Raw genomic sequence first — 23,411 nt, forward strand, 5'->3', positions numbered from 1 at the left:
GGCGTCGGAGCTTACGGCGAATTTCACAGCATGTCACTCGAGGCCCTCGAGCGAATGCAGGTGCTAAACATGGTAGCCTTGACCTCCTTGACCCGGCTGGTTCTTCCAGAAATGCTGGCGCGCAAGCATGGAAAGATTCTGAATGTCGCGTCTGTGGTTGGTTATCAGCCCGGTGGTCCGCGTATGGCCGTATATTACGCAACAAAAGCATATGTCTTGTCCTTCTCCAAGGGACTGGCTAGAGAACTCGATGGTTCCGGCGTATCCGTCACAACCCTGAGCCCCGGGTTAACAACATCGTCATTTGAGCAAAGGGCCGGCGCAAGCGGAACAGCACTTTACAAATTCTTCCCACAAATGAGTGCAAAATCGGTCGCCACTGCCGGATATCGAGGCATGATGCGTGGACGCAAAGTCGTTTTGCCAGGCTTGGCTACCAAGATTGTGTCCTTCGCCGGCGAGCTTCCGCCCCGTGCGATCGCGCTCGAAGTGAATAACTACCTTTTAAGGTGGCGGTAAAAGTTTTCGACAATCGCGTTGGTTCCATTGCTAAGTTTGAGTGAGCAGAGATCGAGGGGCGGATGGAGCTGCATAGGGGAGTGTCTTGCCGAGCGGTCGACAACCAATGGAATTCCGCGGTATCGGCGAGCTTTCGAGTTGCGCTCCTAACGACGCCCTTAGGGCCGCGAATGCCCATATGTCTTTAACGGACGGTTCGAGCAGCAATCTGTGCGCGGAACCGGGAGCCTGAGCTATGTCTCGCCCTGGATAACCTATCGGTTTTGACTGACCCTGAAGCGAAGAGCAAGAAGCGCTCAAGAAAGTGAGATCAGCATGTCCTCCATAGCTTTGTTTGGCGTCAGCGTCGTTTTCAGCTTCGTCGTGTGGACTGTCGTTTCCCGCCAGTATATTTGGCCGGCCCTGCGCAGCCGATCGCGCGGCGATGCCTTACGACCCATACTTTTGCTGCACAGCTTTCGCTTCGTTGCCTGGCCTTCGTTATTCCGGGTGTGGTCTCGCCGAGCTTGCCCGCCGCCTACGCGCGCCCGGCCGCATATGGCGATCTGGCCACCGCTATCTTGGCCTTGCTTGGGCTCACAACCCTGCGCAGCAAACTGGGAATTATTCTTGCGTGGGGCGTGAACATTGTGGGGAGTGTTGATCTCCTACACGCGTTCTACAAAGGAAATGCTGTCAACCTCGAACCTGGCCAGCAGGGCGCCGCATGCTTCATCCCCACCGTTTTGGTCCCGTTGCTTCTCATCACCCATGTACTTTGCGTTCCGGCTCCTGGTGCGAACCGAGCCAACAGGGAAAGCACAAACGACCTCTCATGATCCCGTTTCACCTGGGAGCAATACTCACCGTAGGGGTATGAGCAATAGACACTGGATTCTGCTCTTCGGCGCCCTGTTGTGGTTTGGCGCAGTCTTTGGGCTAGCCGCTCGCCGCGTGTTCATTAGCGGGCCCAACGAGCGACCGATAAAGCTGGCCGTAGCCTTCATCACGCCGATCCTATTGTTTCTGCCGAGCGTGCGCTGGTTTTCAAAGTGGCGGGCACTGGTTGTTTCCATTTCGCCAGTATTTCTGATCGCACTCAATGGTTGGCGATTCATCGGCCTGGGATTCTTGATGGGCTATGCGGAGGGGCTGCTGCCCGGCGGGTTTGCTTGGCCTGCTGGACTCGGCGACATCGCCATGGCGGCAACTACTCCGTGGATTGCCGCACGCGTTGCCGCCGATGATCGATTTCGCTTCGGCAGGGTGTTCCTCGCGTGGAACATGTTTGGCATCCCGGATTTCCTAGGCACACTTGTACCTATGGCCCGGATTAGCCTCGTCGGTGACCACGGTGCTCATGCAGGGCTTGCCGTTTGTCCTAATCCCTGGCTTTTTTGTGCCATTGGTAGCCATGGCACACATCACACTTTTGGAGCAGCGGCGGTTACAAGCCCTTCATCTCCGCGCCACCGCTGCGGATCACAGCACGCTGCTATCCGAGTAGCTGAAGTATGCACTCGACCGATCTTGTCCCCAGTGCCGATGGGGGACGCATCGGCTCCGCAGACCTCAACACGGCGATCCAGTCTATCGATTAGCGGGAGCAGCGCTTCGCGACCTCGCTCAGCTATGGCCCTCCGAGATCACCCGGCCGAACGGAACCCGCCTGGCGTAATCTGTCAACAGAGTGGCGTATTTTGCGTACTGCAAACGCGGCGAACATCTTTAAAGTTGAGTTATGTCCAACGCGAAGACGAATTCGGCTGCCGGTGATATCTCACCGCTTGCCTCCACCGTGGCGGCTATTACGGCGCCGGAAGTGGACCAGGCTGTCGCGGTGATCTGCTTGGCCTTCAGCTCCGATCCGGCAGCACGTTGGACATACCCCGACCCACACGCGTACGTCAGTTATTTCCCGAGAATCGTGCGGGCTTTCGGCGGGAAGTCTTTTGAGCAGGGTACCGGTCACCAGGTGAGCGGATTTCGAGGGGCTGCGCTCTGGCTCCCGCCCGGCGTTCACCCGGACCATGAGGCTCTTGGGGCCATAATGCAGGAGAGCCTGGCCGCGGATCGGCTTGAGGAAGTGTCCGGCGTCTTCGAGCGCATGGGTGGTTATCATCCGGCCGAGCCCCACTGGTATCTGCCAATGATTGGTGTAGACCCAGTCCACCAGGGCCGCGGCTATGGCTCGGCGCTCCTGCGGCACGCGTTGCTGCAGTGCGACAAAGATCACGTGGCCGCTTACCTCGAGTCGTCGAATCCGGCCAATGTTCCCTTATACGAGCGACACGGCTTTGTCGTGCTCGGCACAATTCAAGTGGGGTCGTCACCACCGATCTTCCCGATGCTCCGGGCGGCTATCTGAAGCGCGATGACTGCTTTCCTCGTAGAGATGAAATGGTGCCTCAGCCCGCAGCCGCCCGCTTGAGCGACGCAATATCGAACTTCTTCATTTTGAGGAACGTCGACGCCAGCAATCGAGATCGTCGGCATTGTGGACGACCTCAAGGAAGGGCCTCTGGATGAGGAGGTTCAGCCGGTACTGTATACGCCGTTCAACCAGGAGCCCCGACAATGCGTTGTTCATTGTTGCGAGGACAGCGCAAGAGCCGCAGGAACTGCTGAAGTCACTCGAAGCAACGGTCCACCGGATCGATCCCGAAATCCTGACCTTCAACGCGGAGACGATGGAGGACCGGTGCGGCATGGATGATGCGGGGCATCACGAAGGTTCCAGAGGTGGGCGGATGCGTCTCTTTCTTGTTTTCGGATCGCTGCATAGGAGTAGCCGCATCACCACCAGCATAGAGCTGAACCGTAAAGCCGGCTGGGGCAATGGGCCATGCCCCCTCAGGCCTTTGGACGAGAGAGGGACCATTGTCTATAGATTCAGACGGTTTCGGTTCCGGTAGATCAGCCACGGTTTTTGCGCCGGGTGCCCGGCTTCTGGTGGGTGTAGTCGGCGAAGGCGGCTTGGCCGGTAATCGTCTGCTCCGCATGGAGAGCTGAAGGAAGAAACGTGGCAACGGCCAGAGTGGCCAATCTCTGGAATTTTGCGAAGGGTGAAAATCTCATAATTCTCCGGGATCCCCAATTCGGGGACAGTTGATAGTGCCTCGGCTTACGTAGGAAGCAATGGCGCGAAATTTGGCCAGCCTTAACCACGCAGACTTGCGGGAGGATGACTTACAGCGGACAACGTGTCGTACGCGGCCTGAGAGAGTTCAAGACCCGCAGCAGCGATATTCTCCTCCAAGTGTTTGACCGAGGACGTTCCGGGAATAGGCAAGATTACTTTGGAACGTCTGAGTAGCCAGGCCAAAGCCACCTGCAAAGGAGTTGCATCAAGATCATTCGCAAGTTTCTTGATGGCTTCATGCGCCTCTTTCGCTTGACCGAGCGGAGCCCACGGAAGGAAAGCGATCTTGTTCTGCTCGCAATAATCGACGATGAAGTCCGATTCCCGATCAGCGAAGCTGTAGCGGTTCTGCACAGAAACAATCGGCACGATCACGCGTGCCCTCTCCACGTGTTCGCGAGTCACGTTCGAGAGCGCGACATGGCGAATCTTACCCTGCTCGCGCAGTCCGGCCAGTGCTTCTACCGACGCCTCGAAGGACACAGCATTATCGGGAGCGTGCAGTTGATAGACATCGATACGGTCCAGCCGCAGACGCTTCAGACTTCCCTCGAGTGCCTCTGTAAGATGTTTCGGGCTGGCATTATGCGTCCATTGGCCGGGACCCGGGCGCTCCCATCCAGCCTTGGTTGCGATCACTAATTCAGAGGGATATGGGTAGAGTGCTTCTGCGATCAACTCTTCGGAGGTGCCAGGGCCGTAGGAGTCGGCCGTGTCAATCAGATTCACTCCGAGTTCAATCGCCCGCCGGAGGGTAGCAACCGCGGCAGCCCTGTCTACGGGAGGTCCCCACACGCCTGCCCCTGTGATCCGCATTGCTCCATAGCCCATCCGGATGACCGTAAGATCACCACCGACGGTAACCGTGCCAGCAGCTGCAGCTGAAAGAGTTTGTTCCTTATTCATAAGACTACTCCTTTCGTGTTGAGAATTTGGAATGTATGACGAGCCGGCTCTTGCACTCAGGCAGCTACGTGCACATTTTGATCGATCAGGTTCCGAGTCCTGATCTCCGCCCAAGCCTCGGCAGGACTAGGTCCTTCGACTGTGACGCTTAAGAACTCTTCTCGTATACATCAGCGGTGCCTCACACCTCAGTAGGCGCGTGTCCAGAAATCGTCAGGTAGATTGACGACGATCGGCTCTGGCGTACTTCGAACGACCACCCACCAAAATGGATGCTCGTTCGAAGGGTTGAGTTCCTGATGTGGCAACCAACTCGGCACATGTAGAAAATCGCCGACCCCAACAGTGGCTGAGTATTCTCCGAGGTTGCCCCACCGTACACAAGCCTCTCCCTCAAGGACGTAAACGACAGTGTCCTGTTCGTCGTGGTGGTGAATGCCGGTCTTCGCTGAGGCTCGACCACAAATATGCCTCCCCATAGCGAGGAGACAATACCATGCATTGCTGCAATGGCGGACAACGTCCGCGATCCCGGCGTCTGCTGGGTTTCGCTGCTCAGTTCAGCGGGATGCACGACACTGATCGTTGATTGCGCTTGGGTTCAGATAATCCGCGCATAGCTATTTCCATTGCATCGCGAACAGATCGGTCAGCCATCGGGTGGACGAGCAAATCATTGGATATGTTTACCATGCACTCTCCCTGTGCCTCGCCATCGATTCCAGCGAGCATACCGTACTGTACAGTACAGTACATTATGAAAACACTTCACGACAACCCTACAGGCAGGGCAATTCAGAAGTGGCCTGAAGAGAGAGGTCGCATAAAATGCTGTTAATACAGGAGGATTCAAGCTGTGGATCGCATTGAATATTTTTTGGATGCATTCAGGACGGAGAGAAGGGAGGGAGAGATGAATGCGTAACAAGCGGTCGCGAGGAGAGGTTCGAAACGGCAAGCTTCAAAGAGTCGCAGCAGACTTGTTTCTGAAGCGTGGCTATGAAGGCGTCACTATCGACAAGATCGTCGAGCGAGCTGGTGGTTCGAAGAGTACGGTCTACAGCAAATTCGGCGGGAAGTGCGGGCTGTTTATCAGCAGTATTGAGAACCTGTGCCGCGAGGCGAACGAACCGCTCACGAAGATCGATTACACAGGATTGAACCTTGAAGAGAGTCTCAAGAAGCTCTCTTTTCATATTCTGAAGCTCATAACCTCAAAACGGTCCGTAGAGCTTCATCGTCTCGCCATCGGCGAGGCCCTGAACTGTCCCGAAGTAGGCGAGGCATGGTACACGCACGGTCCGGCCAGAACGGCCTCGTTCATACGATCTCTGTTGGAAAGTCGTCGCGAAGAGCTGCGAAAGACAACGATTCCAATCGATCGGATGGCGGTGATCCTTCACGACTCATTGACGGGAGACATCCTATACCGTCTGTTGGCGGGAGTCGGTAAGCATGAAAATGATGCTGAACTCGAGCGATTGGCTTGCGCAGCAGTCGACCTCATTCTCGGGAACCATCGTAGCGATGTGTCCTAAGGGCGCTTATGTCGCTCACTCATCAAGCATGTCGATAAACAAGTTTTCGAGGTTCGGAATCTCGATTGATGAGAAGCGCCGTCTCGATAATGACCGCTCAGTCCAGTGCGCGTTTGCAAAGCGAGCTTCGAGGCGAGCTTTGCACAACTTCTGCGGCCCGCTCGCCACAAGCGTCTTTGCAGATTCCTCATCCACATTACGTCTCCATCCCGATGACGGTCGACGTCTCTGCGCCAGCAGATAAGGTCTGGCTCCCTATTTATCGATGCTCACCGCAACATGCGACTCTCGTGCGCTGCTGGCAAGGAGGAGGGTTGCTATGCTGCATTTCTCTAGTGTACTGTACGGTACAGTATATTCTTGATTCAACCATGCCACGCAGGCGAACGAGTCCGAACCCCTTGATCGCGGCAATCTCAGGAGAGCCGGTATGCAAACCAACTCACAACGCGAGGCAAGTTTTGGAATCTGGGTCGTGCCTTCACAGAAGGTGAGACTTGAGCCGCCACAATCCTCAGAATTGTTTAGCAAGCTGACGTGGCAAACCCTCCGACAGTGTTGGAGTTCGAGAATTCACGAAGCTTTACACCGATCGCTTACGTCACTCAGTATAAGGTTCGGCGGAGCTGTCTAGAAATGAAGACCGGAAGAGATTTTCCTGAACATTTGCATTCCTCTTTGCGGCGCGCGTTAGTATTCGGTTCGCAATTTGATCGGCGAATCGCTCGATAGATTTTCATGTAGTTAGATGGAGGTGTTCTCTTGGCCACCGATCGAAAGCCCGCATCCACGACCGATCTTCATGAGCAGGAACAGCCCAACGATATCGGAGGGCAGTCACAGACTCCGCAGATCAGCCGCCGTTTCTTTCTGTCGCAGCTTGGAGCGGCTGGACTTGCGGCAACAGCTCCGCCTGTTCTGGCGGCGGCAACGCCGGGGGCTGCAGTTGCGGAGCAATTTTCTGAGACCGCAGCAAAGGCTGGTACCGTTCCGGTGACTCTGAAGGTGAATGGGAAGAGCCATAGTCTCCGCCTCGATCCTCGGACCACGCTGCTCGATTGTCTTCGGGAAAACATGGACCTGCCTGGCACGAAGAAGGGCTGCGATCATGGTCAGTGCGGCGCCTGTACGGTTCACGTGAACGGCCAGCGGGTAAATTCGTGCCTGTCGTTCGCGGTGATGCATTCGGGAGACGAGATCACAACCATCGAGGGCATCGGCCAGCCGGGTCATCTGCATCCGATGCAGGCTGCATTTGTAGAGCATGACGGCTACCAGTGCGGCTATTGCACCTCGGGTCAGATTATGTCGGCGGTGGCTGTGTTGTCTGAACACGTTGGACCCTCAGATGACGACGTCAAGCAGGCGATGTATGGAAACATCTGCCGCTGTGGCGCATACCCCAATATCGTTGCCGCCGTTCAAGCGGTACGCCGCAAAGCCTGATTCCGCTATTAGCGGAAAGTTCGACGGAGGAAAGAATGCAGACCTTCCAATATCAACAACCGACAACCGTCAACCAGGCCGTACAGGCTGGGGCCCAGTCGAAGACAGCACAGCAGTATGCGGATGTTCGCTTCATCGCTGGCGGCACAACGCTGGTCGATCTGATGAAGCTTGATGTTGAGCGCCCGAACCAGGTCGTTGACATCAACACTCTTCCGTTAGCGAAGATTGAGTCCGCTCCGGGCGGCGGACTCGTCATTGGCGCACTGGCGCGGAACTCTGCTGTAGCACATCATCCGGTTGTCCAGCGGGACTACGCAGTGCTCTCTCAGGCGCTGCTCTCCGGTGCGTCGCCGCAGTTACGCAATATGGCAACGACGGCCGGAAATCTGTTGCAACGCACCCGCTGTGTGTACTTCCGCGATATCGCGCATGCCTGCAACAAGCGCGAGCCTGGGACCGGCTGTTCCGCTATTGGCGGCCACAATCGGATGCTTGCCATCCTGGGGACCAGCAGGGATTGCATCGCATCCAATCCATCGGATCAGAACGTCGCGCTGACGGCTCTGGAGGCGACTATCCAGGTGGAGGGTGTGAAGGGCAGGCGCACCATTCCTATTCAGGACTTCTATCTCAAGCCCGGTTCCACTCCGGATCGCGAGAACGTTTTGGAGCCTGGCGACCTGATTGTCAGCGTTACGCTCCCGGCACCCCTTCCCGGCACGCGATCGTACTATCTAAAATTGCGCGACCGCGCTGCCTACGAGTTCGCCCTGGCCTCGGCGGCGATCGTCCTCAAATTAAACGGCAGCAGGATCGAGCGTGCGCGTGTTGCGCTAGGTGGAGTAGGCACAGTTCCATGGCGTTCTCGCGAAGCAGAGCATGTTCTGGAAGGGCAAACCGCGAATGCGGCAAGCTTCCGCAGGGCCGCGGACGCTGCGCTGAAGGATGCGCAGCCGGCGAGCGAAAACGGCTTCAAGGTGGAACTGGCGAAGCGATGCATCGTTCGCGCACTTACGGTATCTACGCAGTCCGCATAGTAGGAGCAGCAAAGGCGAGACGGCCAGCAGACGATCTCGCAGGAGGCGATTCGCATGATGTTCGAAGAGTTTGTTGAGTTCATTGGCAGCCAGGATGGCGCTGCGCCAAAGAGCGTGGACCCGAACGCGCCCGCTCCGTCAGGGATTATTGGCGCGGATGTGCCACGCATTGATGGTCCGCTGAAGACTACAGGAGCTGCGCGTTACGCCTCCGATTACAACTTTCCCGGCCTGGTGTATGCAGTGCCGGTCCGCGCGACCATAGCGAGCGGCAAGATCACCCGCATCGACAGCACTGCTGCAGAGGCTATGCCGGGTGTGCTGCTGGTGATGCATCACGGCAATGTGATTCCGCTCTACAGGAACGCGTCCGGCGGCCGCAACAGCGAAAGCCGTCCACCGTTTGAAGACGAGACGGTCTACTACTGGGGTCAATATATCGCCGCCGTGGTGGCGGAGACGTTCGAGCAGGCACAAGCGGCAGCAGCAGCAGTGAAGGTGCAATACGAGCCGGCGAAGTTCAATGTGGACTCCTCCTTGTCCGACAACTTGCCCGCTGAAGGTCAGCCCGGCGGTCCGCGGGTTCTGAGCCATCGCGGCGATACCGACACGGCATTCGCGTCGGCACCGGTGAAGGTTGATGAGACTTACGTGACGCCGGTAGAAACGCACAATCCCATGGAGATGCACGCCACGGTTGCTGTATGGGATGGAAAGAAATACAGACTCTATGAAAGCTCGCAGGGCGTGATGAACCATCAGAACGTCATGTCCCAGGTGCTGGGAGAGCCGAAGGAAAATGTTGAGGTGATATCACGGTTTATCGGCTCGGGATTCGGCGGCAAGCTCTTCCCCTGGCCTCATTCTGCGATTGCAGCCGCCGCTTCGCGCAAACTCAACCGGCCGGTCAAGCTTACGCTCAGCCGCAAGATGATGTTCTCGAACTCCGGTCATCGTCCGCGCACACAGCAGCGAATGCGCCTGGGCGCGACGCCCGACGGTAAGCTGGTCTCTCTGCAGCAGGATTACCGCAACCACACGAGCTACGGCGACGACATTCGCGAGAACTGCGGTGAGGCCACACCATTTCTCTACAGCACTGCGAACCTGAAGGTAACCTCCGCGTTAGTGCGCCGCAACATTGGCACGCCCACGCCGATGAGAGGTCCCGGAGCTGTACCCGGACTGTTTGCGCTCGAATCCGCGATGGATGAATTGGCTATCAAGCTGAAGAAAGATCCTGTGGAGTTGCGGCTTTCGCTCGACACTCTGATGGACGAGGAGAAGAACAAACCCTTCTCGTCGCGACATCTTAAGGAATGCCTCCAACTAGGCTCGGCGAAGTTTGGCTGGTCACGTCGTACGCCAGAGGTTGGATCGATGCGCAAAGGCGACCTGATCCTGGGGTGGGGTGTGGCTGCGGCATCCTGGGGTGCCAACCGCGGCGTCTGTGAGGCGTCAGTCAGCCTGCTGTGCGACGGCACAGCCCGTGTCAGTTGCGGTACCCAGGACATCGGCACGGGTAGCTACACAGTAATCGCACAGGTTGTCAGTGACAAGACGGGTATCCCTGTCAACAAAGTCGATGTTGTTCTGGGGAGCAGCTCGCTGCCTCCGGGACCCACCTCCGGCGGCTCCACGGCGACGGCCACCTTTCTGCCGGCGGTGATCGATGGGGTCAATGCTGCTATGAAGGTCGTTCTGACTGTGGCATCCAATGCAAAGGGCTCACCATTCCAGGGCAAAGACCCCGGTTCGCTGACGATGACTCGCTGTCGCGTGCACGCAAAAGGGCAGTCGGCTGCGAGCGGCGTTCCTTACGATGAGATCCTACGCTTGGCAAATCTCGCGAGCGCCAACGGTGATGGAAAGAGCGGAGGCCTCGGAGCGGATCCGAGATCCCGTGATTACTCGACGCACTCCTTCGGAGCGCAGTTTGTAGAGGTGGAGTGGGACCCCGGCATCGCCCGGCTGCGTGTGAGCCGGGTTGTCAGCGTCGTCGACGGAGGACGGATCATCAACAAACGAACTGCGACAAATCAAATGGCGGGCGCGGTCGTTATGGGTATCGGCATGGGGTTATTCGAGGAGACCGTCTATGACCCGCGCAACGGGCACGCCGTGAATGACAATTTTGCCGACTACGTCGTTCCGACCATTGCAGACACGCCCCAGATCGACGTTCACTTCCTGGACATTCCCGATCCTCTGCTGAACGAATATGGAGCCCGAGGCATCGGAGAGATTGGACTGGCAGGTATTGCGCCGGCCATCACTGCGGCGACCTATCACGCGACAGGGGTACGAGTACGCGAGCTTCCGGTGCGGATAGAAGATTTGCTGAAAGCGCGGGTTAATGCCTAGGAAACTGAAACAAGCAAGGGTCGCATCTTTTCAGCTTCTCTCGCGACGCTCCCGTTGACTCTCCGCGTGGTTTCCCGCTCTTTGCGGCAAGATACGCTCCTGACCCCCATCGATAACGCACTGGCGACCATACCCGCCAAGCCTGCAATAAGAACAAAGTGGCTATTGCCCGATGTCGCTCCCGAGACGCCGGAGACAATGCCGAAGATCGACCCAAGGCCATCGTTGACGCCGTAGATTGCGTCCCCAACCCAACCTGCCGCTTGCGTACGACCCTTGTCGCGCGAGGTCAGCAGATCGTCAAGGGCTTCTTGCGCCTGCTCAGGAGGCAGGCGTAGGCAGAGGCCGGCGCGAACGGATCAGATTGCCAAGCGTCTGATAGTGTTCCCGTTCGTCAGCAATCACCTCTTCCAGGATGGCAACGCTGGGTTGGTCGCCAAGGGCTTTCAGCTGCTTTCCATACTTGGCGATGTCTCGCCATCGTCGATCTCGAGTCGGCGTAGGGCCAGATCAGCCCGGCCCACTCGATTTGCCAACGAGTCGCCTGACCCGCCGGGTGGCCGACGTACTGGGGCGCTGGTGCGCCTAGCTCTCGGATACGTCCGGCCCATAGTTCTGCATGATGCTTCTCTGCGGCGGCCAGACCCCGCAAGGCGTTCCTGCGTTGCGGATCGACTTCGTCTTTGGCAAAGGCTGTGTAGGTGCAATAACCCTCCATCTCAGCTTGCCAGTTAGCCTCCAGGGCAGCGAGAAGCCTCTTCTTGTCCGAATTCGTCATCCCCTTTCTATTTCCAGTGAGCCCTTACGAGATCAATCAGATCTTCAGTGAGCTCATGGGGCTGGGCCGTGCTTTTCCCGACGAGAGCATATGAAGTCTGATGTGATCTTCCGGCACTTCAGCTATAAGACTGCTAATACCGCCGCGAACGATTGCGAGTATATGAATATTTGCTCCCTGGCCGTTGGGAGTCATCTCCCACACGAACGAAGTGATGAAACGCCGGCAGACTGCAGCGGATTGCCAACACCGGGAAAGCACGCTACTTATCGTTGGGACACAGGAATTTGAAGGTAAGCGCTGCAGCCGCTCCGCCCAGGAAATTGGCGACGAGGAATAACCAGAGCTGTGACCAGGCGGCCATTCCCATGACAGAGACGCCCAGGGCCACGGCAGGGTTGAAGGCGCCGACAGTCACGCTGCCCATGGCAAAGGCGCCTGCAAGAACGGTGAAACCAATGGCAAGACCATAGAAGGAGTTTCCCGAGGTACCTTTGGCCGTGGCGGTGTTGATGACGACGAAGACCAGGGCGAAGGTGAAGAGAAATTCGGCTAGCAGCGCAGGAAAGACAGCTAGAACGTGCGGATGGACCACTGCAGTGGGATCCAGGTATTTGACCACGGTGGCTGCGATCAGCGCTCGGGCGGTCTGGAAGATCATGTAGGGGACGACATCTTTAGTTTCGGTGCGGCCGCGCATCCAGACTCCCAGGGTAACGGCGGGGTTGTAATGGCCGCCGGAGATGTGACCTCCGGCAAAAATCATCACCATCAGGACCGAGCCGATCGCGAGCGGAGGGATGACGCCGCTGCCGCCAGCGATGACCGACATACCGATCGTGAGGACCAGGAAGAACGTTCCGATAAATTCCATCACATACTTGTTCATAGCCCGATTGATTAACTCCTGCAAGGTCGATGGCAAGCTAAGGGCCATTCCTGTGTGGACAAGAGTTGTTAAGGATACGGGTGTAAAGCCACCTCATATACCGTTGAGCAGTTCAAGGATTTGTACTTGTAGTTTGATTTTTCGAAATCGATACTGCCAATGAATACGGTAGGTGTGGGTTTATATTGGCGCAGAAGACTGGCCCTCGAAATGCTGTACGATTCAGATGTTCCTATAGAGAGAGAACAGATTGAATGCCCCACCGCTTTTCATTTGCCAGCACCTTTGTTAACCGCTCAATCATTGGCTCGGTTTACCTCGCCGTCCTCCTGATCTTCTTCGGAGCGCAGATACTTTTTACAACGTTCCTGACCCTGCCGCCTCCTTCCGTCTTCTTTCTGGTTGCGTTTGCAAGTAGTCTTCGCCTGATTGAGATCTTTTACGCAGAACAGATCGTGACGAAAGACAAGTCGAGGAGTCAGCGGTTTGCCGTCTCGTCAATTGCGTGGACCCTGGTACTCGCGCTCCTACTCGCCGTGCTGACGCGCCAGCCGGATACGCACTACTTCGGGATGCTGGTTCTGCCGGTTCTGGAAGCGGCAATCTACTTCTCGTTTGCGATAACGTTACTCATTTCTGCGGCAGCATCTACCATCTCTCTTTTCTGGGTTGCGTTTGCAGCTAATTTTACCCCTCCATTTGAAAGCGGCGAGATACTCGAGGCGAGCACTCTAGTGCTCGTGTACTTCATCGTCGGATGCCTGGTATGGCTGTTGGTACACATGCTGCGCGATCGCGAAGAGCAGCTTCGCCAGCAGCTCGATGACCTGGAGGCGACGCGTGGCAGGCTTATTGAAGAAGAGAAACTAGCAGCGATAGGACGGCTGGCCAGCGCCGTCGCTCACGAAATTAGAAATCCTGTCGCCATCATCTCCAGCGCGCTTGAGACCGCGGCCTCAGCATCTTTCGCCCCCGAGGAGCGGGAAGAGATGTCGCGGATCGCAGGACTGGAAGCGAGACGATTGGAAAAACTAACTAGCGATTTTCTCTCGTACGCCCGACCGGGGAGCGCCCCTTTTCAACATCTCGACGCCACGGCGCTGGTTGGCTACATCGTTGCGATTGTGCAGCCGCAGGCTCTTCAAAAGAACTTACAAATTAAAGTCGAGATGTGCGATGCCTGTCGCATATATGGAAATGAGGGCCAGTTGCAGCAGGCACTTCTCAACCTGATGCGCAACGCCATTGAAGCCTCGCCGCAAAGCGGGTCCATTCTGATTGCCGTCCTAAAGCAGTCCAGACAGAGTCTTCAGATCAGAATTGAAAATGCGGGTCCTGCGATTCCGCTCCGTGTGGTGCATCATATCTTTGAGCCATTCTTTACCGCGAAAGAGGGTGGTACCGGTCTTGGCCTTGCGATCGCCAGAAGCATTGTAGACAGGCACCATGGTGAACTGCATCTGGAGCGGAACGACACAGACCACATCGTCTTCACGATCAGGGTTCCTTCCATAGATGGAGAAGATACGGTGCAAACGCACACAGTGAGGGAGCTTTAGCATGGCCCGAGTTCTCATCGTTGAAGATGAATCCAATATGCGGAAGGTGCTTTCCGCAAACCTTCGGCAGGACAGGCACGTCCTGGTGGAAGCAGCAACAGTCAAAGAAGGGTTGCAGGCGGTCCATGGCAATGACTTTGAGGTCGTCTTGCTTGACCAGAAGCTGCCTGATGGCGAAGGTTCCGAGGTTCTCAAAGCAATCCAGCAGTTGGAACCATCTACGGCAGTAGTTTTGTTAACTGCCTATGGCACCGTTCAGCTCGCAGTCGAGGCAATGCGTAGCGGCGCGTTCGACTTCCTGACCAAGCCCTTTTCTTCAGACAACCTGCGGGCGGTTGTTGATCGCGCGGCAGAATGGTCTTTGTTGCAGCGTGAGAACCATTTGCTGCGTAATACCGTCGACCGGCTTGAAGGGCAATCGGAGATCCGGGGCAGGAGCGTGTCTGTCGCAAAATTGCGCGAACTGATCTCTCGGGTCGGTCCGACAGACGCAACGGTACTGATAACCGGAGAAACAGGAACAGGGAAAGAACTGGTAGCACGAGCAATCCACCGAAACAGCACGCGAGCAAATAGGCCGCTTATCAGCGTCAACTGCGCAGCATTTTCCGAAACACTGTTGGAGAGCGAACTCTTTGGGCATGAACGGGGTGCGTTCACCGGAGCTGACAGGACGCGCCACGGACTCTTTGAAGCGGCACACCAGGGAACGCTTTTTCTGGATGAAGCGGGAGAGATGTCTGCTGCGGCGCAGGCCAAGCTCTTGCGCGTTCTGGCGGAAGGAAAGATCACCCGCGTTGGCTCTACGGTTGCGCGGGATGTCGATGTCCGCGTGCTGACGGCAACGCACCGCGATCTGAGGAAGGAGGTGCAGGAAGGAAACTTCCGCCAGGACCTCTACTATCGGCTCGCCATTGTCCCTATCGCGGTCCCGCCGCTGCGCGAGAGAATCACAGATATTCCTGAGATCGCAGAATACTTGTTGCGCGAGATCACAAGCGATCTAAAAACGACAAAGCGTACGCTTCACCCGGATGCTCTGCAGCAACTCATGTCCTACAGCTTTCCTGGCAATGTGCGAGAACTCCGCAACCTGCTGGAGCGGGCCTGCATTTTGACGAACGGCCCGGAGATACTCTGGTTTGATTTACCGGAGGTTCTACAGGATGAGACGGACGCAGACTCCGGTCCTCCCGTGTTTAATGGAGCGTCGCTGCCGGAAGAATTTCACTTGCGCAGCACGCTCGCGTCCTGGGAGCGAAGGATCATTGAGCAGACGCTGACGAAGACCAATGGATCGAAGACGGAAGCGGCAAGGAGGCTTGGTCTTTCCAAGAGCGATCTCAGCTATAAACTCTCGAAATATGGCTTGTAGCAGGACTTCACGTTGTTCAAAACTTTGGACGCGGGTTTGAATGTTTGTCCACATTGGAAACCGTGCGGTCGTAATCACCCGTTATTGCAATAGCCTGGTACATGATTTGTTTGGCCTTTCAGTTGCCTTATCCACGTCAGGCATATGAAGCAAACAATATCCAGATGGCTAGTTTCTCTGACTGTAGTGATTGCCGTTTTGGTTCTCTTCTCGCCCTGCGGCTTCGCGGAGGATCCATCAGCGCAGGCGCTCTCTCTTAGCGACGCGATTACGTCGGCCATGAGCAAGCGGGCAGAGCTGCAGGCGGCGGCGCAGGTTGAGGCATCAAGTGCCCAGCTGCGCCGCCAGGCGGGATTTATTCCCAACCCCAGGCTTTTTTATCAGTCGGAAAATCTGCGGCCTGACATGAACTTCACCCAGAACGTCGATACGTACGCCTACGCGACCGAAGCGCTTGAGGTGTCTGGAAGACGGGGAGCGCGCATTGCCACGGCCAACAGCGCCGTTTACCGGTCTCAGCTCACGCTCGAGCAACGGAAGAGGTCAATAGAACTTCGCGTAGCTCAAACTTCCTGGGATGCCCTGCGCCTTCAGTATCTGCAACTTCTGGCGGAGCAGAGTGTCGGGTACTATCGCGAGATTCTTGACTATAACGAGAAGCGCTTCAACGAGGGAAAGATTGCCGCAGTCGATCTTCTGCGCGTGCGACTGGAAGAGGCTCGCGCCGAAGCGAATACTGAATCCAGCAGATTGGCAGAATCCGAGGCAAAGCAGCAACTTGCCCGTGAGATGGGATTGGCCCAAGCAGGGAACTGGCGGTTGAGCGAACCCTTTGAATTACTCAACGAGCCAAAGAATCCTGATTCTGCGGACAGTCCACAGAACGAGCGTATCGAAGTTAAGCTGGCTCAGCAGGCAATCGATACCGCCCGCGCGAATCTTATGACGCAGAAGGCTCAAGGGCGACCTGACATTGATGCACTCGTCGGATACAAACGCACGGCTGGCTTGAATACGATGGTTGCCGGCTTTCAGATGAACCTGCCCGTCTTTGACCGCAATCAGGGAGCGGTAGCCGCAGCGCGATTCGATATCGAAGCCAACAGGTCCACGCTCGCTGCTGTCCAACAGCAGAGTGCGAGCGATCTGACGTTGGCCCGCATGTCCTATGGGATGTGGAAGCGTCAGGTTACGGATCGTTATCGACCTCTTCTCGACCAGGCAGTTGATATTGCAAATATCTCGCGTGCGGCATATCGCGAAGGCGGCACCGATCTACTCCGGCTGCTGGATGCGGAGCAGTTGCGTGTGGACACCCAGAGCGCATGGGTGGAGGCGCTGGGCAATTACCACCAGAGCGTTGTTTCACTGGAATACGCAGAAGGACTAGAGCCATGAATATAGAAACTGATTTGGAACTGCAACGGCGAGAATCTATGAGATTGTGCGCGGAACAACAGAAATGGAAATGGTATGTCATAGCGATGCTGGTGCTTTCGGTCCTTGCAGCGATCGCAGGCTTCGCGAGCGGTTGCCACAGTGCGGCAGCAAGTGAGTCCAATGCTCGAGCCAATGCCTCGAGTCAGATTGCAGCATCGAAGAGCGCAAGCGACGGAGCGGAGATAGTGCTTCCCGTCGCCGAACAACGGGGAGCTATCGCCACCACAACGCTCGCTGTCCAGCAGGAGTCGGACCTGCTTCAGTCTCCGGGGAAAATTGTGTTACCCGACAACGAGAGCTGGCATGTTGGTGTGCTCACGACCGGGCGCATCGAGCGTGTCTACGCCAATCTGGGAGATTACGTACATAAAGGCGCGGTGCTGGCGCGCATGCACAGCCACGCCATACACGAAGCTCAGGCCGCATATGCGATGGCTGTTGCCGAGAAAAGCCGCCTGCAGTCCGCTGAGTCTCTGGCGCAAGTGAACTTCGACCGCATGCAGCGTCTTTATGCTCTCCGCGCCGCTTCGGTCGAACAAACAGAGCAGGCGCGGCAGGAACTGGTCAATGCGAAAACAGCCCTTGAGAATGGCCAGACCGATGTCGTCCGCAGCAGAACACATCTGGAGGAAAACCTCGGTATTTTCGCCGACCTGCCGGCAAACGCAAATGACGAAACTGCGGAACTGATCCCGATTGTCGCACCGGCGAGCGGATACGTTCTGCAGAAGAATGCGACTCCCGGTACGACCGTGGCGCCAGTCACCGACATCTTCGTTCTCGGAGACCCGAAGCACTTGTGGATGCTCGCGTCCGTAGGTCAGGAACAACTCAGTCAGTTGAAGGTTGGCCAGAGCGCATGGGTGACGCTTCCAGGGGGCACGGGGCAACGATTCGCTGGACGGATTAGCAATCTCGGTCAGGAGTTCGACCCAACAACGCGCCGTCTTCAGGTTCGTATCGACATAGAACACAGCGGGGGAATTCTGCGCCCCGAGATGCTGGCAACAGCAGAGATCGCTGTCGGTGAAACGCGTCCGCTTATCCTGATTACGCCCGAGGCCGTGCAGCAGGTGAACGGCCAAGATGTTGTCTTTGTTCGCCAGGCAGCCGACCGCTTCACGCCGCGCCCCGTGCGGGTTGGCAGTTCCTTGAATGGCAAAGTCGCTCTCGCTGAGGGCGTGCGCCCAGGTGAAGAGGTGGTGACCCAGGGCAGCTTTCTACTGAAATCTCAACTCCTCAAAGCTTCCATGCAGGGGGATTGATCCGACATGTTCGCAAGAATTCTTACTTTTTCGCTTGCACATCGCTGGACCGTACTGCTTGGCGTTCTTGTGCTGATTGCGGCAGGCTGCTGGGTCGTTTACACCATTCCTGTCGATGCCTTCCCTGACCTGACCAACAATCAGGTCGTTATCGTGACCGAAGCGCCGTCGATGCCTCCCACGGAAGTCGAGCAGCTTGTCACCTATCCTGTTGAGCGTACGTTGATGGGAATGCCGAAGCAGCAGGAGGTGCGCTCCCTCTCCAAGCTGGGGCTGTCGATGGTGACCGTGGTCTTCGACGACACTGTTCCTACCTATTTCGCGCGCCAGCTGGTCAACGAGCGTCTGCAACAGGTGGCAACTTCGCTTCCCGCGGGGATACAGCCAGTCCTCAGTCCGCCATCGACCGCCTTTGGGGAACTCTATCAATACACGCTTACAGGAAACGGACTCTCGCCCATGGAACTGAAGGATGTGCAGGAGTGGGAGATCAAGCCGCAGCTGCGAACGATCCCCGGTGTCAGTGATATAAATACCTGGGGCGGCGAGACAAAGCAATATCAGATTAAGGTGGATCCAGCCCTTCTGCAGCAGTATGGACTGACGCTCAAGGACATTGCCACGCGTGTCGCCGAGAACAACACTAACTTCGGTGGCGGATACATCGAGCACGCGTATGAACAGTACACCTTGCGTGGCGTTGGCAGGACCACCAGCGTCGGCGATATTGGCAACATTGTTCTGTTTGCCAACCAGGGCACGCCGGTCATGCTGCATGATGTCGCGCAAGTGACGATTGGACCAGCGCCCCGCCAGGGCGCAGTCCTACGAAATGGCGAGGCCATCTCGGGCATGGTCATCATGTTGAAAGGCGAGAACGGCAAACATGTCATCGAACTGGTGAAGCAACGGATCGCCAGCCTCCATTTGCCGGCGGGCGTCATGCTCAAGCCCTTCTACGATCAATCGACTGTCATTGACGGAACCATTCACACGGTCGAGCATAATCTTTTTGAAGGCTTCATCCTGGTCACAGTCGTATTGCTGCTCTTTCTCGGCAGCTTCCGCGCCGCACTGGTGACGGCATCGATCATTCCACTCTCTCTGCTCTTCAGCTTCCTGGGGATGAAATTCTTCGGCATCAGCGCTAACCTGATGAGCTTGGGCGCTATCGACTTCGGCATGATCGTCGATGGCGCGGTCGTGATGATCGAAAACTCAGTGCATCGAATGCAGGAACATGGAGAAGAGGAGGTTCCGATGACTTCGATTGCCACTGCGGGCCTTGAGGTCGCTCGGCCAATGGCATTTGGCGTCGGCATTATCATCGCCGTCTATCTTCCTATCCTCTTTCTGGAGGGGCTGGAGGGACGCATGTTCCGCCCCATGGCCATCACGGTCTGCACGGCGCTGCTCGGCTCCTTGCTGCTAGCCCTCACCGTCATTCCCGTGTTCAGCTCCTTCGTATTTCGCAAGGGACTTCGCCGGAAGAAAAAGGAGACGAACCAGCACTGGATGGAGCCGTTGAGTCACCGTTATATCGCGGGCCTGTCCTGGGTGATTAGCCACCGCATCGCCATCATTGCCGCAATGGCCGTCGTCATGATCGCCTCGCTGGCTTCACTGGCATTTATCGGCACCGAGTTCATGCCGCGTCTCGACGAAGGCTCTATCCTGGTTGAGACACGCAAGCTCCCAGGTGTCTCGCTCACTGACTCCATCGAGATCTCGAAGCGGGTCGAGAAGACACTCCGCGCCTTTCCAGAAATTGAGGATGTTACGACCAAGATCGGCCGCCCTGACTTTGCCACCGAGGCCATGGGCATTAACGAAGGCGATGTCTATGTTGCCCTCGCCCCAACTCACGAGTGGAAAAGGTTCCACTCCAAAGAAGAACTCATCGATGCCATGGACAAAGCGCTCACGCAGATTCCCGGCATTAGCTACGACTTTACCCAGCCAATGGCCATGCGGCTCGACGAGACCGTGTCCGGCGTGAAAGCCGATCTGGCCGTCAAGGTATTCGGAGACGACTTCCAACAGCTCGACTCGCTCGCGCAACAGGTGCTCCGCCAGGTAAATGCTGTACGCGGCGCTGCCGACGCGCAGATGGAAATCAACTCCGGCGTTGCGGAGCTGACTGTGAAGATTCGCAGGGACGCGCTGGCGCGCTATGGATTGAATGTCCTCGATGTGCAACAGGCAGTGGAGGCGGGCGCTTCGGGAGCGGTGGTCTCGCAGGTGATCGACGGCCAACGCCGTTACACTATAGCGTTACGCCTGCCCGATCGGTATCGCTCCGGCTTCGCATCGATGCGTGAAATCCCATTGCATGCTCCGGGCGGAGAGATGGTGACGCTGGGTCAGGTCGCGGACGTCGATGTGATGCGCGGAGCTGAGAAGATCAATCGCGAACAGGGACAGCGGCGCATTGTCGTCATGTCGAATGTGAGAGGCCGCGACCTTGGCAGTTTTGTTGCGGAAGTCCAGCAGAAGGTGAATAACAATGTGAAGCTGCCTGCCGGTTACACCATCACTTATGGCGGTCAATTTGAGAACCAGCAGCGCGCAACGCGGCGACTCTTGTTGGTGGTCCCGCTGGCGCTAGCAATCGTATGCGGCCTGCTTTATATGACATTCCATTCCATCAAGCAGGCCATGCTGATTCTGGTCAACGTGCCATTCGCACTGGTAGGCGGCATTGCCGCTCTATGGATATTCCACCTCAATCTGAATCTCTCCGCTTCGGTAGGCTTCATCGCCCTGCTGGGGGTCGCAGTACTTAATGGTGTAGTGCTCGTCAGTTCCATCAACCAATTGAGAGACGAAGGCGCCTCGCTACACCATGCAGTCCTGCAAGGTTCAGGCCGCCGTTTGAGACCGGTCCTGATGACAGCCCTTGTCGCTAGTCTCGGATTCGTTCCCATGGCTATTTCCACTTCAACTGGAGCCGAAGTCCAGCGGCCCTTGGCGACAGTCGTGATCGGTGGACTGATCAGTTCAACTTTGTTGACTTTATTTTTGTTGCCCACATTCTACGATTGGTTCGATAGATCCCCTAAATCTCAAGACGCGGCACGCAATAGGGATCTGACAGCTGTCTGATCCGAAGCTCAAAAAAAGGTCACTGCGTGAGTCCTTGAACCTCACATCAAAGGTCACGCTTGAACAAGTTTGACAGCCTCGGCTTCTATTTTGCGTTGATCCTGCACAGACAACTTCTTCCATGACTCCCAGTCAACCGAAACATTTGATGAAGAACGCTGAAACCTTCAAGGGTAATCGGAGCGCTTGGCAACTCAGGCACAGTATTTCCCTCCAATCAATCTCAAACACCAGTCTAAGCGCCGTCCTCGACCTTCCAATGTCGAGGCGCATTGGTTACGCGCGTCTCAAGAGCAGCGCCAGGCTCAGGACATTGACCTGCTTTTATGAAGTGGTTGCGAACCGTAGCGGAATCGATCGCAAAGCCGGATGCATAGAAACTCGCACTAGCCGCGTCAATGGTGCGCTCTCGCAGCTATTCGGAAAATGCAATATCAACTATAGCCCAGCCGTTCTACCTCCACGCTTGCTGAGACGATACGCTCAAAGTTGTTTCGGTGAGCAACTCGCACACAGCAGACGCAAAAAGGCAAAGAACGCCGCTCGCATAACGAATTTGCTCTCTATGGCAACCGTTCCGGGGACTTCCGCTACGGCCTGAAGTGGGGGAGCGGCCTAACAACGAAGTACGAAAGAGAGGAGAATCATGAAGAACTGACAACAGCGTTCGGCGCTCCAGTTGATGACAGCCAGAATATAAAGACCGCTGGCAAACGCGGACCGGCCTTACTCGAGAACATATGGTTTATCGAGAAGATGGCACACTTTGACCGCGAGGTGATTCCAGAGCGGCGTATGCATGCCAAGGGCGCAGGCGCTTTCGGAAGCTTCACTGTGACGCACGATATCGCCAAGTACACCAAGGCGAGGATCTTCTCCGAGATCGGCAAGGTGACTCCGATGTTTGCTCGCTTCTCGACTGTTGCCGGTGAGCGTGGTGCGGCCGACGCCGAGCGGGACATCCGCGGCTTCGCGCTGAAGTTCTATACCGAGGAAGGTAACTGGGATCTGGTTGGAAACAACACACCCGTCTTCTTCATTCGTGATCCGCTGAAGTTCCCCGACCTCAACCACGCCATCGCGCGCGATCCGCGAACCGGCATGCGCAGCGCAGATAGCAACTGGGACTTCTGGACGAACCTTCCCGAGGCTCTGCACCAGGTCACTGTAGTCATGAGCCATCGTGGAATCCCGCGATCCCTTCCGCCATATGCACGGCTTTGGCAGCCACACGTACAGCTTCATCAATTCTGAGAATAAGCGCTTCTGGGTGAAGGAAGTTCACCTTCAAGACCCAGCAGGGTATCCAGAACCTCACGGATCAGGAAGCGGAAGCCCTTGTGGGTAAGGATCGTGAGACACACCAGCGCGACCTGTACGACGCCATCGAGAGGGGCGACTTCCCCCGTTGGACGCTGTATGTGCAGATCATGAACGAGGAGGATGCGAACACCTACCATATCCACCCGTTCGATCTCACGAAGGTGTGGCCTCAGGCGGACTATCCTCTGATCGAAGTAGGCGTCCTGGAGCTGAACAGGAATCCCGAGAACTTCTTCGCGGATGTCGAACAGGCCAGGCTGCCTTTGCTCCGACGAACATCGTCCCGGGAATCGGCTTCTCGCCGGATCGGATGCTTCAAGGATGCCTGTTCTCGTACGGCGACACGCAGCGCTACCGCCTCGGCGTCAATCATTATCTGATTTCGGTAAACGCGCCCAAGTGCCCGTTCCATGCTTACCATCGCGATGGCGCGATGCGTGTTGACGGAAACTATGGAGCGCGACCAGCTACGAGCCGAACGTCATGGCGAGTGGCAAGAGCAGCCCGATTACTCGGAGCCGCCATTGGCAATCAACGGAGATGCTCAGAAGTTTGATTTCCGCGAAGACGATCACGACTACTACTCGCAGCCGGGCAACCTCTTCCGTATGTTCAGCCCGGAGGAAAAGCAGCGTCTGTTTGAGAACCCTGCTCGAGCTCTCGGTCCGGCCTCCAAGGAAGTCCGGGATCGCCATGTTGCGAACTGCACCACTCGGTGATCCCCAACTCATACCACTGATCGT

Annotated in this window: 22 protein-coding genes; 16 read left to right on the forward strand and 6 right to left on the reverse strand. The window is 56.6% G+C overall.

Annotated features, from left to right (window positions below; all coding sequences use genetic code 11):
* Both Q363_RS20600 and Q363_RS20610 read left to right on the forward strand, forming a co-directional pair.
* Positions 1–519 (forward strand): SDR family NAD(P)-dependent oxidoreductase (locus tag Q363_RS20600; RefSeq protein ID WP_035354264.1); only part of this gene is annotated, 519 nt, incomplete at its 5' end.
* Positions 520–2,239: 1,720 nt separating this feature from the next.
* Positions 2,240–2,866 carry a GNAT family N-acetyltransferase gene (locus Q363_RS20610; RefSeq protein WP_084080599.1) on the forward strand — a complete coding sequence of 209 codons (627 nt, stop codon included), beginning with the start codon at positions 2,240–2,242 and terminating at the stop codon, positions 2,864–2,866.
* Between the two features lie 262 nt (positions 2,867–3,128).
* Here the strand turns inward: Q363_RS20610 and Q363_RS45905 are convergent, their stop codons facing one another.
* From Q363_RS45905 to Q363_RS46555, 4 genes are all read right to left on the reverse strand, one after another.
* The gene (locus tag Q363_RS45905) at positions 3,129–3,281 is read right to left on the reverse strand and encodes a hypothetical protein (protein ID WP_211256265.1); all 153 of its coding nucleotides are present in this window, start codon (positions 3,279–3,281) and stop codon (positions 3,129–3,131) included.
* A 133-nt stretch (positions 3,282–3,414) separates the two neighbouring features.
* Positions 3,415–3,576, reverse strand: coding sequence for a hypothetical protein (locus Q363_RS45910; RefSeq protein ID WP_211256266.1), 162 nt, complete (start codon positions 3,574–3,576; stop codon positions 3,415–3,417).
* Between the two features lie 82 nt (positions 3,577–3,658).
* A complete protein-coding gene (locus tag Q363_RS20620; protein ID WP_035354271.1) occupies positions 3,659–4,546 on the reverse strand; it encodes an aldo/keto reductase in 888 nt (295 codons plus the stop codon).
* 188 nt (positions 4,547–4,734) lie between these two features.
* Positions 4,735–5,025 (reverse strand): cupin domain-containing protein, encoded by a 291-nt coding sequence (locus Q363_RS46555; protein WP_084080600.1) that lies wholly within the window; start codon positions 5,023–5,025, stop codon positions 4,735–4,737.
* Between the two features lie 438 nt (positions 5,026–5,463).
* On the opposite strand from Q363_RS46555, the gene Q363_RS20625 reads away from it, so the two are divergent.
* From Q363_RS20625 to Q363_RS20645, 4 genes are all read left to right on the forward strand, one after another.
* The gene (locus tag Q363_RS20625; RefSeq protein ID WP_035354274.1) at positions 5,464–6,084 is read left to right on the forward strand and encodes a TetR/AcrR family transcriptional regulator; all 621 of its coding nucleotides are present in this window, start codon (positions 5,464–5,466) and stop codon (positions 6,082–6,084) included.
* A 762-nt stretch (positions 6,085–6,846) separates the two neighbouring features.
* Positions 6,847–7,530 carry a (2Fe-2S)-binding protein gene (locus Q363_RS20635; protein WP_245632355.1) on the forward strand — a complete coding sequence of 228 codons (684 nt, stop codon included), beginning with the start codon at positions 6,847–6,849 and terminating at the stop codon, positions 7,528–7,530.
* A gap of 35 nt (positions 7,531–7,565) precedes the next feature.
* Positions 7,566–8,570, forward strand: coding sequence for an FAD binding domain-containing protein (locus Q363_RS20640; protein WP_035354278.1), 1,005 nt, complete (start codon positions 7,566–7,568; stop codon positions 8,568–8,570).
* 54 nt (positions 8,571–8,624) lie between these two features.
* The gene (locus Q363_RS20645; protein ID WP_245632356.1) at positions 8,625–10,934 is read left to right on the forward strand and encodes a xanthine dehydrogenase family protein molybdopterin-binding subunit; all 2,310 of its coding nucleotides are present in this window, start codon (positions 8,625–8,627) and stop codon (positions 10,932–10,934) included.
* Here the strand turns inward: Q363_RS20645 and Q363_RS46560 are convergent.
* Together Q363_RS46560 and Q363_RS20655 are read right to left on the reverse strand one after the other, a co-directional pair.
* Positions 10,931–11,266, reverse strand: a complete 336-nt coding sequence (locus tag Q363_RS46560) for a VIT1/CCC1 transporter family protein (RefSeq protein WP_084080601.1) — start codon at positions 11,264–11,266, stop codon at positions 10,931–10,933. The genes Q363_RS20645 and Q363_RS46560 overlap by 4 nt on opposite strands.
* A 708-nt stretch (positions 11,267–11,974) precedes the next feature.
* Entirely contained in the window at positions 11,975–12,601 is a 627-nt protein-coding gene (locus Q363_RS20655) for an MIP/aquaporin family protein (RefSeq protein WP_035354281.1), read from the reverse strand.
* Between the two features lie 572 nt (positions 12,602–13,173).
* Here Q363_RS20655 and Q363_RS20660 point away from each other — a divergent pair.
* The 10 genes from Q363_RS20660 (at position 13,174) to Q363_RS46585 (ending at position 23,387) form a co-directional block, all read left to right on the forward strand.
* Complete coding sequence (locus Q363_RS20660) at positions 13,174–14,160, forward strand: sensor histidine kinase (RefSeq protein ID WP_169747065.1); 987 nt, start codon at positions 13,174–13,176, stop codon at positions 14,158–14,160.
* A gap of 1 nt (position 14,161) precedes the next feature.
* Positions 14,162–15,535, forward strand: a complete 1,374-nt coding sequence (locus Q363_RS20665; protein WP_035354287.1) for a sigma-54-dependent transcriptional regulator — start codon at positions 14,162–14,164, stop codon at positions 15,533–15,535.
* A gap of 279 nt (positions 15,536–15,814) precedes the next feature.
* Positions 15,815–16,933 carry a TolC family protein gene (locus Q363_RS20670; protein ID WP_211256193.1) on the forward strand — a complete coding sequence of 373 codons (1,119 nt, stop codon included), beginning with the start codon at positions 15,815–15,817 and terminating at the stop codon, positions 16,931–16,933.
* A gap of 38 nt (positions 16,934–16,971) precedes the next feature.
* On the forward strand, positions 16,972–18,240 hold the full coding sequence (locus Q363_RS20675) for an efflux RND transporter periplasmic adaptor subunit (RefSeq protein ID WP_169747066.1): 1,269 nt from the start codon (positions 16,972–16,974) through the stop codon (positions 18,238–18,240).
* A gap of 6 nt (positions 18,241–18,246) precedes the next feature.
* Positions 18,247–21,345, forward strand: coding sequence for an efflux RND transporter permease subunit (locus tag Q363_RS20680; RefSeq protein WP_035354293.1), 3,099 nt, complete (start codon positions 18,247–18,249; stop codon positions 21,343–21,345).
* Between the two features lie 696 nt (positions 21,346–22,041).
* On the forward strand, positions 22,042–22,599 hold the full coding sequence (locus Q363_RS46565; protein WP_281176041.1) for a catalase: 558 nt from the start codon (positions 22,042–22,044) through the stop codon (positions 22,597–22,599).
* Positions 22,556–22,693 carry a hypothetical protein gene (locus tag Q363_RS46570; RefSeq protein ID WP_425387724.1) on the forward strand — a complete coding sequence of 46 codons (138 nt, stop codon included), beginning with the start codon at positions 22,556–22,558 and terminating at the stop codon, positions 22,691–22,693. Before Q363_RS46565 ends, Q363_RS46570 begins: the two co-directional genes overlap by 44 nt.
* Positions 22,650–23,048: a catalase gene (locus tag Q363_RS46575; RefSeq protein WP_281176042.1), complete on the forward strand. Its 399-nt coding sequence runs from the start codon at positions 22,650–22,652 to the stop codon at positions 23,046–23,048. The genes Q363_RS46570 and Q363_RS46575 overlap by 44 nt, the downstream gene beginning before the upstream one ends.
* The gene (locus Q363_RS46580; protein WP_425387726.1) at positions 22,958–23,224 is read left to right on the forward strand and encodes a catalase; all 267 of its coding nucleotides are present in this window, start codon (positions 22,958–22,960) and stop codon (positions 23,222–23,224) included. Before Q363_RS46575 ends, Q363_RS46580 begins: the two co-directional genes overlap by 91 nt.
* The gene (locus Q363_RS46585; RefSeq protein WP_281176040.1) at positions 23,106–23,387 is read left to right on the forward strand and encodes a catalase-related domain-containing protein; all 282 of its coding nucleotides are present in this window, start codon (positions 23,106–23,108) and stop codon (positions 23,385–23,387) included. The genes Q363_RS46580 and Q363_RS46585 overlap by 119 nt, the downstream gene beginning before the upstream one ends.
* The last annotated feature ends 24 nt before the right edge of the window (positions 23,388–23,411 follow it).

Source organism: Edaphobacter aggregans DSM 19364 (genome assembly GCF_000745965.1).
In the GTDB taxonomy this organism is placed as follows: Bacteria; Acidobacteriota; Terriglobia; order Terriglobales; family Acidobacteriaceae; genus Edaphobacter; species Edaphobacter aggregans.